The following is a 13209-nucleotide window of genomic DNA, read 5'->3' on the forward strand; positions in this document are numbered from 1 at the left end:
GGGTCAGCCCTCCAGCGCGGCGCGAAGGGCCCGGCCGACGCGCTCGGGACCCGGGAAGTAGGCCCATTCCTGGGCGTGCGGGTAGGGCGTGTCCCAGCCCGCCACCCGGACGATCGGGGCCTCCAGGTGGTAGAAGCAGGTTTCCTGCACGAGCGCCGCCAGCTCGGCGCCGAAGCCCGAGGTCAGGGTCGCCTCGTGGGCGATGACGCAGCGCCCGGTCTTGCGCACCGAGGCCTCGATCGTCTCCATGTCGAGGGGGAGCAGCGTGCGCAGGTCGATGACCTCGGCGTCGATTCCCGTCTCGGCGGCCGCGGCTTCCGCCACGTGCACGATGGTGCCGTAGGCCAGCACCGTGACGGCGCTTCCTTCGCGCCGGATCGCCGCCTTGCCGAGCGGCACGGTGTAGTGCCCGTCCGGCACCTCGCCGAGGTCGTGGCGGGCCCACGGGGTCACCGGCCGGTCGTGGTGGCCGTCGAAGGGGCCGTTATAGAGGCGCTTGGGCTCCAGGAAGATCACCGGGTCGGGATCCTCGATCGCGGCGATCAGGAGACCCTTGGCGTCGTAGGGGTTCGACGGCACCACGGTCTTGAGGCCGGCGACGTGGGTGAACAGGGCCTCGGGGCTCTGGCTGTGGGTCTGGCCGCCGAAGATGCCCCCGCCGGTGGGCATCCGCACCACCATCGGGGCGGTGAACTGGCCGCCCGAGCGGTAGCGCAGGCGCGCGGCCTCGGACACGATCTGGTCGTAGGCCGGGTACATGTAGTCGGCGAACTGGATCTCGATGCAGGGCTTCAGACCGTAGGCCGCCATGCCGACGGCGGCGCCGACGATGCCGAGTTCGCTGATCGGCGCGTCGAAGCAGCGGCTCTTGCCGAAGCGGGCCTGGAGCCCTTGGGTGCAGCGGAAGACGCCGCCGAAATAGCCGACGTCCTCCCCGAACACGACCACGTCGTCGTCGCGCTCCATCGCCACGGCCATCGCGTCCCGGATGGCCTCGATCATCGTGCGGCGCGGCATGTCAGTACCCCGCCTGCTGGCGCTGGCGGCGCAGGTGGGGGGGCATCTCGGAAAAGACTCCTTCGAACATGTCGCGCGGGGACGGCTTGCCGCCGGCATGCAGCGTGCCGTGGGTCTCGGCCTCGCGCTGGGCGGCCACCACCTCGTCGAGGATCTCGGCCTCGCCCTGGCGGTGGCGTTCCTCCGACCAGGCGCCGCGGGCGATGAGGTGATCCTTGAGGCGCTTGACCGGATCGCCGAGCGGCCAGGCGTCGAACTCGGTCTTCGGCCGGTAGGCGGAGGGATCGTCGGAGGTCGAATGCGCGCCGGCGCGGTAGGTGACGTACTCGACGATGGTCGGCCCGAGGTTGCGCCGCGCCCGCTCGGTCGCCCATTTCGCCACCGCGTGGACGGCGAGGTAGTCGTTGCCGTCCACGCGCAGGGACGGGATCCCGAAGCCGTGGCCCCGCGCCGCGAAGGTCGAGGAGCCGCCCCGAGCAAAGCCCTGGAAGGTCGAGATCGCCCACTGGTTGTTGACGACGTTGAGCACCACCGGCGCCCGGTAGGTCGAGGCGAAGACCAGCGCCGCGTGGAAATCCGATTCCGCGGTCGAGCCGTCGCCGATCCAGGCGGCGGCGATCTTCGTGTCGTTCTTGATCGCCGAGGCCATCGCCCAGCCGACCGCCTGGACGTACTGCGTCGCGAGGTTGCCGGAGATCGAGAAGAAGCCGTGCTCCTTCGACGAGTACATCACCGGAAGCTGCCGGCCGTGCAGCGGATCGTTCTCGTTCGAGTAGATCTGGCACATCATGTCGACGAGCGGGTAGCCGCCGGCGATCAGCAGCCCGGCCTGCCGGTAGGTCGGGAAGTTCATGTCGCCGGGTTCGAGCGCCCGGCGGAAGGCGGTGCTCACCGCCTCCTCGCCGAGATGCTGCATGTAGAACGAGGTCTTGCCCTGGCGCTGCGCCATCAGCATCCGCGCATCGAAGGCGCGCAGCTTCATCATGTCGCGAAGGCCCGCGAGCAGCTCCTCGTCGGTGAGCGAGCCGGCCCAGGGACCGACCGCCTTGCCATCCGCGTCGAGCACCCGGATCAGCGTGTAGGCGAGGTCGCGGATGTCGGCCGCCGCCACGTCGACCTCGGGCCGGCGCACCGCACCGGCCTCCGGGATGTCGAGGTCCGAAAAACTCGGATTGCCGCCCGGGCGGACGGCCGGCTCGGGGACGTGGAGGCTCAAGGGGGCGTGGAGATTGGGCGCGTGGGGGCTCGGGGCGTCTGGCGGCATGGGGAGGCCCTTACGGGGAGGGTGTCGCGGACGATGCGGGATGGAGTGTCAGGACGGCGCGCCGACCTGCGCCTCGACCACCGTCGGATGGCGCGACAGGCGGGCGGCGAGGACGGACAGGTCCGTCCCGTCGGGGACCAGGATCGAGAGGGTGAGGGCGGAGGAGGTGGCGTCGAGCGCGAGGTGTCTCAGTCTGTCGCCGGCGCGTTCGACTTCGCCGAGCAGGCGCGTGACACCGTCGAAGACGTGGAGGATCCGAGCCCGGACCTCCACCGCATGCCCTTGTTCAAGAGCCATCTGCGCCCTCCCGCGACGCTTGATTTCCCCGACTGTAGACCGGTCCGGCCGGATGGTCCTCGCCGATTTTCGCGGCTAAAGCGGGTGACCGGAGAACGCAGCATGGCATTGAAGGGCGAAACGCCGAACAAGCGTTCCGTGCGATCGCAAGCGCAGCAGAAGGGCGCCGAGCCGCACCGGCTCGACGAGATCGACCGCAGGATCCTGGGCGCCCTGCGGACGGATGGCCGGCTGACGATCGCGGCGCTCGCCGAGCGGATCGGGCTGTCGCAGTCACCGTGCTGGACGCGGCTGCGCCGCCTGGAGGAGGCCGGGCTGATCCGCGACTACGTCGCCCTGCTCGACCACCGGGCGCTCGGCATCCCGGACGTGGTCTTCATCGAGGTGACCCTCGACAAGCACGACGACGCGGTGCTGGAGGCCTTCGGCACCGAGATCCTGCGCATCCCCGAGGTGCTGGAGGTGCACCTGGTGACGGGCGAGTACGATTACATGATCAAGGTCGCGGTCAGCGGCACCGCGCATTACGAGCGGTTCCTGCGCGAAAAGCTCTACCGCATCCGCGGCATCCGCCAGTCGCGCTCGGTCTTCGCCCTGCGGACCCTGAAGCAGGAGGTCTCGGTCGATCCGGTGGCGATCGCCCGGCAGGCGCCCTGACGCGGGTACGTGGGAATCGGTCGTCCCGGCGACGTCGTCACGGGGGCATTCCGGGGCCGCGTCGCGGACAGGGCGGGAACCGCGGCGCGGGGTGTCCCGGATATCGGCTCTCACGGGACGTTTCGGCAGGATCGAAGACCCCGAGCGCCGCCCCCCCTGCGAGGCGATCGGGCGATGCTCCGAGGACCGGCCGCCCGGATCCCGGGCTCCCCCTTCGCGGCCCCGGAGGGACGCGGACGGCGACCGGGCGGCGCCTCCGCGTCCCGGTCCCGTCACTCCGCCGGCGGCCGGGCGCTCTCGCGGAACGGGTGAGCCGGATAGGTCCCGATGATCCGGATCGCGCTCGAGAAGTAGGCGAGCTCGTCGAGCGCCCGGCGCAGGGACGGCTCCTCCGGGTGGCCGTCGACCTCGGCGTAGAACTGGGTCGCGGTGAACTGGCCCTCGACCATGTAGCTCTCGAGCTTGGTCATGTTGACGCCGTTCGTGGCGAAGCCGCCCAGCGCCTTGTAGAGCGCCGCCGGGATGTTGCGGACCCGGAACATGAAGCTCGTCACCGTCGGGCCGGCGCCCGCCGGGGGCACCACCGGTTCGCGGGAGAGCACCACGAAGCGGGTGGTGTTGTGCTCCTCGTCCTCGACGTTCTCGGCCAGGATCGACAGGCCGTAGATCTCGGCGGCGAGCCGGGGCGACAGCGAGGCGCGGGTGCGGTCGCCGGCCTCGGCGACCTGGCGGGCGGCGCCGGCGGTGTCGGGCGCGACCACCGCCTTGAGGCCGAGCCGCCGGATGATCTTGCGGCACTGGCCGAGCGCGTGGACGTGGCTGTGGACGGTGCGGATCTCGTCGAGCGCCACGCCCGGCAGGGCCATGAGCTGGAAGCGGATCGGCAGGAACTGCTCGCCGATGATGTGGAGGCCGGAGGCCGGCAGCATGTGGTGGATGTCGGCGACGCGGCCGGCGATCGAGTTCTCGATCGGGATCATGCCCAGCGCCGCCGAGCCGTCCTGCACCGCCGTCAGCGCGTCCTCGAAGGTGGCGCAGGGCAGGGGCGTCCAGTCCGGATAGGCCTCGTTGATGATGATGTGCGAGTTGGCGCCGGGCTCGCCCTGGTAGGAGATCGTCTGGTTCATCGCGCAAGCTCTTCGGGGATCAGTTCAGACGCCGGGCGGCCAGGACGGCGCGGGCGCGCTCGAGGTCGTGGGGGGTGTCGACGCCGAGCGGCACGTCGTCCACCACCACGGCGTCGATCCGCATCCCGGCCTCGAGCGCCCGCAGCTGCTCGAGCTTCTCGCGCAGCTCGAGCGGGCTCGGCGGCAGCGCCACGAAGCGGGCGAGGGCCCGGCGGCGATAGGCGTAGAGGCCGATATGGTGGAGGAGGGGGCCGTCGCCGTAGGGCGCGGTGGCGCGGGTGAAGTAGAGCGTCCGCAGCCGCCCCGGCGCGATCTCGGTACCGACGAGCTTGACGACGCTCGGCTCGGTCCGCTCCTCGGGCCGGGTGATGAAGGCGCACAGCGTCGCGATGTCCACCGCCCGGTCGGCCAGCGGCACCACCGAGGCGGCGATCGCCCTGGGGTCGATGGTCGGCAGGTCGCCCTGCACGTTCACCACCACGTCGTGGCGCCCCTCCGGGTCGATCACCTCCAGGGCCTCGGCGAGGCGGTCGGAGCCCGACGGGTGGTCGGGCCGGGTCATCACCGCCAGTCCCCCCACCGCCTCGACCGCCTGCACGATGGCGGGCGTGTCGGTGCAGACCACCACGGGCCCGAGGCCGGCCTCGATCGCGCGGCGCCAGACATGCACGATCATCGGCTCGCCGGCGATGTCGGCCAGCGGCTTCTCGGGCAGGCGGGTCGCGGCGAGGCGGGCGGGAATCAGGACGAGCGGGTCGGACATGCGGGGGCTTCGCATCCTGCGGGGCGTCGAGTGCCCGGCGAGCCGCGGCTCTTAGCAGTGCCGGCGGGGCTTGTCATGACGGCCGGCCTCGGCGGGGCCCGTGATCGCGGCGGACGCGAACCGTGGCGCCGTCCACACGCCGGCGCTCTGCGACGAACCGACGATGTTTAGAGCCATTGTCAACGGTGTCGCAGAACGGCTAAGCACCGGCGGACTATCACTGCGGCGTGGCGCCGGGCCGCGCCTCGAATCGCCCCTGCTCACCGGAGCATCGGAGCTGCCGAGAATGGATTCCTTCGAGCTTAACAAGGTCGCCGGCGCAGTGCTCGGCGCCCTTCTCCTCGCGATGGGGACGGGCTTCGTGGCCGAGCTGATCTACAAGCCGAAGCCGGCGGGTGATCGCGGCTACGCCCTGCCCGCCGTTGAGGAGAATGCCGCCGCCGCGCCCGCCGCCGCCAAGGAGGAGCCGCTGCCCGTGCGCCTCGCCAGCGCCGACGCCACCAAGGGCCAGGCCGCCGCCAAGAAGTGCATGGCCTGCCACAGCTTCGAGAAGGGTGGCCCGAACAAGGTCGGTCCCGACCTCTACGGCGTCGTCGAGCGGCCGAAGGGCAGCCACGAGGGCTTCGGCTACTCCGCCGCCATGAAGGCCAAGGGCGGCAACTGGACCTACGAGGACCTGGACCACTTCCTGCACGCCCCCAAGCAGTACGTGCAGGGCACCATCATGGCCTTCGCGGGCGTGCCCTCGGGCGCCGAGCGGGCCGACATCCTGGCCTACCTCAAGACCCTCTCCGACAAGCCGGTCGACTTCCCCAAGCCCTGACGGGCCGGACGACGGCATCGGCGAGACGACTTCGAGAAGACGAGGCCGGGCGAGAGCCCGGCCTTTCTCGTCCGGGGCCCCCTGCGCGGACGCGCCCGGGTTGGCGGAGCCGCACCCCGCGACCTAGAACGGGGGGTGAGACCCGTTTCCAGCCGGAGGATCGCCCCGCGTGATCGCACGCCCCCTTACCCGCCGCGCCGCCCTCGCCCTCCTGGGAGCCGCCGCCCTGCCGGCGCAGGCCCCGGCCCAGACGCCGGGGACCGCCCCGGCAGGCAGTGCGGCCCCGGCCGGGACAGCCCCCGCCGACGGGGGCTGGCGCCACGGCCTCTCGCTCCTCGGCGAGCCGAAATACCCGGCGGGCTTCACGCATTTCGACTACGCCAACCCCGACGCGCCGAAGGGCGGGCTGGTGCGGTTCGGCTCCCAGGGCTCGTTCGACAACTTCAACATGATCGTCGCCGGGGTGAAGGGCGACCTCGAGAGCCAGATCCCGCTGATCTACGACACCCTGCTGGCCCAGGCGCAGGACGAGGCCTCGACCTATTACGGCCTGCTCGCCGACGGGGTGCGCCCGGCCGAGGACCTCGGCAGCGTCGTCTACCGCCTGCGGCCGGAGGCGCGCTGGCACGACGGGAAGCCGGTGACGCCCGACGACGTGGTCTTCTCCTTCGAGGTGCTGAAGGAGAACAGCCCGCAATACGCCGCCTATTATCACAACGTGACGAAGGCCGAGGCGACCGGCCCGCACGAGGTCACCTTCACCTTCGCCGAGAAGGGCAACCGCGAATTGCCCCAGATCGTCGGCCAGCTGCCGGTGCTGCCCAAGCACTGGTGGCAGGGCAAGGACGCGACCGGCAAGACCCGCAACCCGACCGAGACGACGCTCGAGATCCCGCTCGGCTCCGGGCCCTACCGCCTCGCCCGGTTCGACGCCGGCCGCACCGCCACCTACGAGCGGGTGCCGGATTACTGGGGCCGCGACCTTCCGGTGAACCGCGGCTCCAACAACTTCGACACCCAGCGCGCCGAGTATTTTCGCGATGCGACGGTGATGATCGAGGCGTTCAAGGCCGACCAGTTCGACTGGCGCACCGAGAACATCGCCCGCAACTGGGCCACCGCCTATGACGGCTTCCCGGCCGTGCGCGAGGGGCGGATCCTCAAGGAGGAGTTTCCGCAGGCCGGCATGGGCATCATGCAGGCCTTCACCCTCAACCTGCGCCGCAAGAAGTTTTCCGACGAGCGGGTGCGCCGGGCCTTCAACCTCGCCTTCGACTTCGAGGAGATGAACCGCACCCTGTTCTACGGGCTCTACAAGCGTGTCGATTCGTTCTTCTTCGGCACCGAGCTGGCCTCGTCCGGCCTGCCCGAGGGCCGCGAGCGGGCGATCCTGGAGAGCGTCAAGGACAAGGTGCCGGCCTCGGTCTTCACCGCGCCCTACAAGAACCCGGTCAACGGCAGCGCGGAAGCCGTACGGGCGAACCTGCGCGAGGCCGTGCGCCTGTTCCAGGAGGCCGGGTACGAGATCCGCGGCAACCAGATGGTCGAGAAGGCGAGCGGCCAGCCCTTCACGGTCGAGTTCCTCGGCTACGACAACTCGGCCGAGCGGGTGGTGCTGCCCTACCGCGCCGCGCTCGAGCGCATCGGCCTCAAGGTGAGCCTGCGGGTCGTCGATCCGGCCCAGTACCAGAACCTGGTGCGCGGCTTCGACTTCGACGCGCTGGCCTTGAGCAACTGGGCCGAATCGCTCTCGCCCGGCAACGAGCAGCGCGACTTCTGGGGCTCGGCCGCCGCCGACCGGCCGGGCTCGCGCAATTACGCGGGCATCAAGGATCCGGGCGTCGACGCGCTCATCGACAAGGTGATCTACGCCGGCGACCGCGAGGAACTGGTGGCCGCGACCCGGGCGCTGGACCGGGTGCTGCTCGCCCACAATTACGTCGTGCCGCAATGGTCCTCGAACGTCTCGCGGACCCTGCGCTGGAACCGGTTCGCCCATCCGGCGGTGCTGCCGAAATACGGCGCCTCGGGCTTCCCGACGACCTGGTGGTACGACAAGGATCTCGCGGCCAAGACCGGGGCGGCGCGCTGATGCGGCGGCGCACCTTCCTCGCCGGGAGCGGGGCGGCCCTGCTCGCCGCCCGCGTGCCCGCCTCGGGCCCCGCCTTGGCGGCGGAGACCGAGCACCACGGCCTGTCTGGCTTCGGCGACCTGAAATACCCGGTCGACTTCCCGCGCTTCGCCTATGTCGACCCGATGGCGCCGAAGGGCGGGACGTTCTCGGCCACGCTCTCGACCACCACCGGCAACCAGGCCTTCGAGACCTTCAACACCCTCAACATCTACGTGCTGAAGGGCGACGGCGCCGGCGGCATGGACCTGACCTTCGACACCCTGATGGTCCGGGCCCTCGACGAGCCCGACGCCCTCTACGGCCTCGTCGCCCGCAGCGTGTCGGTGAGCGCGGACGGGCTGGCCTACCGCTTCCGCTTGCGCCCGCAGGCGCGCTTCCACGACGGCTCGCGGCTCACCGCCCGCGACGTCGCCTTCTCGATCCTGACGCTCAAGGAGAAGGGCCACCCGCAGATCGCCGCGGTCCTGCGCGACGTCGCCGGGGCGAGCGCGGACGGCGACGACGCCGTGGTGGTGCGCTTCGCCCCCGGCCGCAGCCGCGACCTGCCGCTCCTCGTCGCCGAGTTGCCGATCTTCTCGGAGGCCTATTACCGGAGCCGCGGCTTCGAGGCCTCGACGCTCGAGCCGCCGCTCGGCTCCGGCGCCTACCGGGTCGCGCGCTTCGAGGTCGGGCGCTTCATCGCCTTCGAGCGCGTCGCCGATTACTGGGGCGCCGACCTGCCGGTGACCGTCGGCCAGAACAACTTTTCCGAGATCCGCTACGAGTATTTCCGCGATCGCGACGTGGCGTTCGAGGCGTTCAAGGCCGGCACCTTCACCTGGCGCGAGGAGTTCACCGCCCGGGTCTGGGCCACCGGCTACGATTTTCCGGCCGTCCAGGAGGGCCGGGTCAAGCGCGAGACGGTGCCGGACCACACGCCCTCGGCCACGCAAGGGTGGTTCCTCAACACCCGCCGGCCGGTCTTCCGCGATCCGCGCATCCGCGAGGCGGTCGGGCTCGCCTTCGACTTCGAATGGTCGAACCAGAACCTGATGTACGGCGCCTACACGCGCACCGCCTCGTTCTTCGAAAAGTCCGACCTGAAGGCCGAGGGGATGCCGTCCCCCGAGGAACTGGCGCTGCTCGAGCCGTACCGCGGAAAGGTGCCCGACGAGGTCTTCGGCGAGCCGTGGTCGCCGCCGCGCTCGGACGGGTCGGGCCAGGACCGGGCGCTCCTGCGCCGGGCCGACGGGCTCCTGCGCCAGGCCGGCTGCACCCGCGACGGCGGGGTGATGAAGCTGCCGGACGGCCAGCCGCTCGCCTTCGAGTTCCTGGATTCCTCGCCGGTCTTCCAGCCGCTGCTGCAATCCTACATCAAGAACCTGGCCCTGCTCGGCATCCGGGCGAGCTCGCGCCTCGTCGACGCGGCGCAGTACCAGGCGCGGCTCAAGGATTTCGATTTCGACGTGATCTCGACGCGGTTCGGCGGCTCGCCGACGCCGGGCGCCGGCTTGCGCGAGGTCTACGGCAGCCGGGCCGCCAAGGTGCCGGGGTCGCAGAACCTCGCCGGCATCGAAAACCCGGCCGCCGACGCGATGCTCGACCGCATCGCCGACGCGACCTCGCGGGCGGACCTCACTACCGCCTGCCGGGCGCTCGACCGGGTGCTGCGGGCCGGCCGCTACTGGGTGCCGATGTGGTACTCGGGCACCCATCGCCTGGCGCTGTGGGACCTGTACGGCCGCCCGCGCGACCTGCCCCGCTACGGCCTCGGCGTGCCCGCCCTGTGGTGGCACGATGCCGACAAGGCCCGAAAGATCGGACGGACCTGACCTCATGGCCGCCTACATCCTGCGCCGGCTCCTCCTGATGATCCCGACGATCCTCGGGATCATGCTGATCTCCTTCGTCATCGTGCAGTTCGCCCCCGGCGGGCCGGTGGAACGGGTGCTGGCACAGCTCCAGGGCCAGAACACCGCGATGTCCCGGGTCACCGGCGGCGGCGGCGACCTCGCCGGGCGCGGCGGCACCTCTCAGGCCGGGGGAGGGGAATCGAATTCCCGCTACCGCGGCGCGCAAGGCCTCGACCCGGCCTTCATCAAGCGGCTGGAGCAGCAATTCGGCTTCGACAAGCCGGCGCCCGAGCGCTTCGCGAAGATGCTGTGGGACTATGCCCGCTTCGATTTCGGCAAGAGCTACTTTCGCGACGTCTCGGTGCTGCAGCTGATCCGCGAGAAGCTGCCGGTCTCGATCAGCCTCGGCCTGTGGATGACGCTGATCTCCTACGCGATCTCGATTCCGCTCGGCATCCGCAAGGCGGTACGGGACGGCTCGCCCTTCGACGTCTGGACGTCGGGCGTCGTCATCGTCGGCTACGCCATCCCCGGCTTCCTGTTCGCGATCCTGCTGATCGTGCTGTTTGCCGGCGGGTCGTTCTTCCAGGTCTTCCCGCTGCGCGGGCTCACCAGCGAGGGCTGGTCGCAATTCCCGCTCTGGCAGAAGGTGACGGACTACCTCTGGCACCTCACGCTGCCGATCGTCGCCATGGCGATCGGGGCCTTCGCCACCTCGACGCTTCTGACCAAGAACTCGTTCCTCGACGAGATCCGCAAGCAATACGTGCTGACCGCCCGGATGAAGGGATTGTCCGAGCGCCAGGTGCTCTACGGCCACGTCTTCCGCAACGCGATGCTGATCGTGGTGGCGGGGTTTCCCGGCGCGTTCATCTCGGCGTTCTTCGCCGGCTCGCTCCTGATCGAGACCATCTTCAGCCTCGACGGGCTCGGGCTGCTCTCGTTCGAATCGATCGTGAACCGCGACTACCCGGTGGTGTTCGCGAACCTCTACATCTTCTCGCTCCTGGGCCTGGTGGTGAACCTGATCTCCGACCTGACCTACAGCTGGATCGACCCGCGGATCGACTTCGAATCCCGGGCGGCGTGATACGGATTCCGCATCGCGAAGCGATCAACCGGACATCGCAGGAGCCGTCCCGGGACGTTTCAGAGACTGTTTGACCAGTCGACATACTCCATCCCACCAGCAACCTCATCCTGAGGTGTCAGTCCATCGCAGATGGACTGACCTCGAAGAAGGGCTCCAGAAGCCTCCGAGATCACTGGATCCCTCCTTCCGAGGTTCGACGATCTTCGATTGTCTGCGATCTATGATCGCCCGCGATCTATGATCGCCCGCGATCTATGATCGCCAGTACCTCAGGATGAGGTGGAGGGTAGGACAGAAACCCCCCTCGCGATTGTGTCGTCGCAAGTCAAACAGGCTTTCATACGGAAGATCCTGCCGGGTGCATCCGAGAGGGCGCAGGCGGGAGAGACGGCGAACGGCCGGCAGGCCGGACCCGCGCACCACCGGGGCCGGCCGAACCGCCTTGCGGGGGCTCAGTTCGCCGGTGTCGCCCGCCCGGCCTTCAGCGCGCCGATCAGGAACGCGATCATCGCGTCGAGGTCCGGAACGAAGTCGTCCGGGCACTGCACCACCAGCACCGGGTGGCAGTAGCGCACGATCGCCGCATGGACGCAGCGCGCCGCCACCGCGGGGTCCTCGACCGTGAACTCGCCCCGCGCCGCGCCGTCGGCGATGACGCGCTCCAGCACCGCGGTGATCCGGTCGACATGGTGGCGGCAGACATCCCAGCTCTCGGACATCGCCGCCTCGACCATCTCGTGCATCCGCGGATGGCCGGTGAAGCGGCCGACGGCGTCGCGGTGCAGAAAGACGATGACCTCGCGCAGGCGCGCCTCGGCGGTGAGCCCGGGCCGATCGGCGAGGGCGGCGATGCGCGCCTCGACCTCGCCGATGAGACGCGCCACCACCGCCTCGTTGATCGCCTTCTTCGAATCGAAGAACCGATAGACGTTGGCGGGGCTCATCCGAAGGGTCTTGGCGATGTCGGCCACCGTGGTCTTCTGGTAGCCGATCTCACGAAAGAAGCGTTCGGCCGTCGCCAGGATGCGGCAGCGGGTATCGGGCGGCGATTCCTCGACCGGCGAGGGGGCGGACAGGGCAGGGATCATCCACGAAGCCTATCGTGCCGGTCGCGTCGGGGTCAAAAGGCCCCGGCAACCTCGGAGCCGAGTGTGGCATCTGCGTCACCCGGCTCCGGCTGTCGGGGGCCGCGCGTCAGGACCCGAACTGCGAGCCGAGCCGTTCAAGGTACTCGGCGAGGTCGATCCCGCCGACTTTCTTGCCGTAGTCGAACCGCGCGCCGGGCCGGATCGCCACGCTCTCGCGGGCGGTGGTCAGGGTCACGGGCCGGGTGCAGACCCAGGCGCCGTCGCGGCGATGCTCGAAGTAATTCAGGATCTCGTGCCGGTCCACGTCTGACCTCCCGACCAATGTGGTCCGACAACGTGACAGTCGGCCGGAAGTTCATCGAGAGACGATCCGACCACGCGACCTTGCCGACCACACGACCTTGTGCAAGCGTAGCCGTATGTCGGCGCTTGCGCCGGCCGGGGCAGCGCGACACAGTCGGGCGAGGTCATCGAGGAGATGTTTCGCCATGCCGCTCGCCCGCCGCGAGGCCCTGGTCCTGATCGGAAGCGCGCTGATGCTGCCGGCCCGCGCCGCATCGCAGCAGAGCGCCGTCACCGCCTCGGCCTTCGGCTTCGCCAAGCCCGAGGGCGGCAGCCTCGCGCTGGCCGACCTCGCCGGCAAGCCGATTCTGGTCGTCAACACGGCGACCGCCTGCGGCTACGCCCCGCAATTCTCGGGGCTGCAGCAGCTCTGGACCCGGTTCGGCTCCCGCGGGCTGACGGTGATCGCGGTGCCCTCGCCCGATTTCGGCCGCCAGGAGCCCCTCGACGGGATGGCGATCGCCGAGGCCGCGCGCAAGAACCACGGCGTCACCTTCCCGGTGGTGGGCAAGACCAGCGTGACGGGGCCGCAGGCCCACCCGTTCTACCGCTGGGCCGCCGCCGAGAAGCCGGCCGAGCCCCCGCGCTGGAACTTCCACAAGTACCTGGTCGGCCGCGACGGCCACCTGGCGGCGGCCTTCGCCACGCCGGTCGAGCCGACGGACACGCGGGTGATCGCGGCGATCGTCAAGGAGCTGGATGCGGCGGGGTGAGGGATTCCGGTTCGCGAGAGGGATAAGCCGGAGCTATTGTCCATCCATCTCACCCACAA

General features: G+C 70.1%; 13 protein-coding genes. 6 read left to right on the forward strand and 7 right to left on the reverse strand.

Translation table 11 applies throughout. The features are described 5' to 3' along the window. Positions 1-3: 3 nt before the first annotated feature. Genes BMX97_RS07970 through BMX97_RS07980 form a run of 3 tightly spaced genes read right to left on the reverse strand, consistent with a single transcriptional unit; the run spans position 4 to position 2578 of the window. Entirely contained in the window at positions 4-1017 is a 1014-nt protein-coding gene (locus BMX97_RS07970) for an alpha-ketoacid dehydrogenase subunit beta (RefSeq protein WP_091747731.1), read from the reverse strand. Position 1018: 1 nt separating this feature from the next. Beyond that, complete coding sequence (locus tag BMX97_RS07975) at positions 1019-2281, reverse strand: 3-methyl-2-oxobutanoate dehydrogenase (2-methylpropanoyl-transferring) subunit alpha (RefSeq protein ID WP_091747734.1); 1263 nt, start codon at positions 2279-2281, stop codon at positions 1019-1021. A gap of 48 nt (positions 2282-2329) precedes the next feature. Continuing rightward, a complete protein-coding gene (locus BMX97_RS07980; RefSeq protein WP_143074575.1) occupies positions 2330-2578 on the reverse strand; it encodes a hypothetical protein in 249 nt (82 codons plus the stop codon). 138 nt (positions 2579-2716) lie between these two features. Here BMX97_RS07980 and BMX97_RS07985 point away from each other — a divergent pair, with 138 nt between their 5' ends. Continuing rightward, on the forward strand, positions 2717-3235 hold the full coding sequence (locus BMX97_RS07985) for an Lrp/AsnC family transcriptional regulator (protein ID WP_244538327.1): 519 nt from the start codon (positions 2717-2719) through the stop codon (positions 3233-3235). 272 nt (positions 3236-3507) lie between these two features. On the opposite strand, the gene BMX97_RS07990 is transcribed toward BMX97_RS07985, so the two are convergent. Together BMX97_RS07990 and BMX97_RS07995 are read right to left on the reverse strand one after the other, a co-directional pair. After that, positions 3508-4362 carry a prephenate dehydratase gene (locus tag BMX97_RS07990; protein ID WP_060847919.1) on the reverse strand — a complete coding sequence of 285 codons (855 nt, stop codon included), beginning with the start codon at positions 4360-4362 and terminating at the stop codon, positions 3508-3510. 19 nt (positions 4363-4381) lie between these two features. Beyond that, positions 4382-5125, reverse strand: coding sequence for a 3-deoxy-manno-octulosonate cytidylyltransferase (locus BMX97_RS07995; RefSeq protein ID WP_091747743.1), 744 nt, complete (start codon positions 5123-5125; stop codon positions 4382-4384). Between the two features lie 286 nt (positions 5126-5411). Here BMX97_RS07995 and BMX97_RS08000 point away from each other — a divergent pair, with 286 nt between their 5' ends. The 4 genes from BMX97_RS08000 to BMX97_RS08015 all read left to right on the forward strand — a co-directional run bounded on the left by BMX97_RS08000 (position 5412) and on the right by BMX97_RS08015 (position 11004). Further along, a complete protein-coding gene (locus BMX97_RS08000; protein WP_091747746.1) occupies positions 5412-5948 on the forward strand; it encodes a c-type cytochrome in 537 nt (178 codons plus the stop codon). Positions 5949-6117: 169 nt separating this feature from the next. Beyond that, a complete protein-coding gene (locus BMX97_RS08005) occupies positions 6118-8040 on the forward strand; it encodes an extracellular solute-binding protein (RefSeq protein WP_244538328.1) in 1923 nt (640 codons plus the stop codon). After that, positions 8040-9893: an extracellular solute-binding protein gene (locus tag BMX97_RS08010; protein ID WP_091747748.1), complete on the forward strand. Its 1854-nt coding sequence runs from the start codon at positions 8040-8042 to the stop codon at positions 9891-9893. Before BMX97_RS08005 ends, BMX97_RS08010 begins: the two co-directional genes overlap by 1 nt. Before the next feature lie 4 nt (positions 9894-9897). Next, positions 9898-11004 (forward strand): microcin C ABC transporter permease YejB, encoded by a 1107-nt coding sequence (locus BMX97_RS08015; protein ID WP_091747751.1) that lies wholly within the window; start codon positions 9898-9900, stop codon positions 11002-11004. Positions 11005-11459: 455 nt separating this feature from the next. Here BMX97_RS08015 and BMX97_RS08020 read toward each other — a convergent pair whose 3' ends face one another. Then, a complete protein-coding gene (locus BMX97_RS08020; RefSeq protein WP_091747754.1) occupies positions 11460-12095 on the reverse strand; it encodes a TetR/AcrR family transcriptional regulator in 636 nt (211 codons plus the stop codon). 106 nt (positions 12096-12201) lie between these two features. Beyond that, on the reverse strand, positions 12202-12399 hold the full coding sequence (locus tag BMX97_RS08025; RefSeq protein WP_060847913.1) for a hypothetical protein: 198 nt from the start codon (positions 12397-12399) through the stop codon (positions 12202-12204). Between the two features lie 184 nt (positions 12400-12583). Between BMX97_RS08025 and BMX97_RS08030 the strand changes: the two genes are divergently transcribed. Next, entirely contained in the window at positions 12584-13150 is a 567-nt protein-coding gene (locus tag BMX97_RS08030) for a glutathione peroxidase (protein WP_091747757.1), read from the forward strand. Positions 13151-13209 lie beyond the last annotated feature (59 nt).

Source organism: Methylobacterium sp. ap11 (genome assembly GCF_900110515.1).
Classification (GTDB): Bacteria; Pseudomonadota; Alphaproteobacteria; order Rhizobiales; family Beijerinckiaceae; genus Methylobacterium; species Methylobacterium ajmalii.

Coding starts and splice junctions, on each gene's coding strand:
- BMX97_RS07970 (WP_091747731.1), bottom strand. CDS start 1,017: ATGCCGCGCCGCACGATGATCGAGGCCATCCGGGACGCGATGGCCGTG.
- BMX97_RS07975 (WP_091747734.1), bottom strand. CDS start 2,281: ATGCCGCCAGACGCCCCGAGCCCCCACGCGCCCAATCTCCACGCCCCC.
- BMX97_RS07980 (WP_143074575.1), bottom strand. CDS start 2,578: ATGGCTCTTGAACAAGGGCATGCGGTGGAGGTCCGGGCTCGGATCCTC.
- BMX97_RS07990 (WP_060847919.1), bottom strand. CDS start 4,362: ATGAACCAGACGATCTCCTACCAGGGCGAGCCCGGCGCCAACTCGCAC.
- BMX97_RS07995 (WP_091747743.1), bottom strand. CDS start 5,125: ATGTCCGACCCGCTCGTCCTGATTCCCGCCCGCCTCGCCGCGACCCGC.
- BMX97_RS08000 (WP_091747746.1), top strand. CDS start 5,412: ATGGATTCCTTCGAGCTTAACAAGGTCGCCGGCGCAGTGCTCGGCGCC.
- BMX97_RS08010 (WP_091747748.1), top strand. CDS start 8,040: ATGCGGCGGCGCACCTTCCTCGCCGGGAGCGGGGCGGCCCTGCTCGCC.
- BMX97_RS08015 (WP_091747751.1), top strand. CDS start 9,898: ATGGCCGCCTACATCCTGCGCCGGCTCCTCCTGATGATCCCGACGATC.
- BMX97_RS08020 (WP_091747754.1), bottom strand. CDS start 12,095: ATGATCCCTGCCCTGTCCGCCCCCTCGCCGGTCGAGGAATCGCCGCCC.
- BMX97_RS08030 (WP_091747757.1), top strand. CDS start 12,584: ATGCCGCTCGCCCGCCGCGAGGCCCTGGTCCTGATCGGAAGCGCGCTG.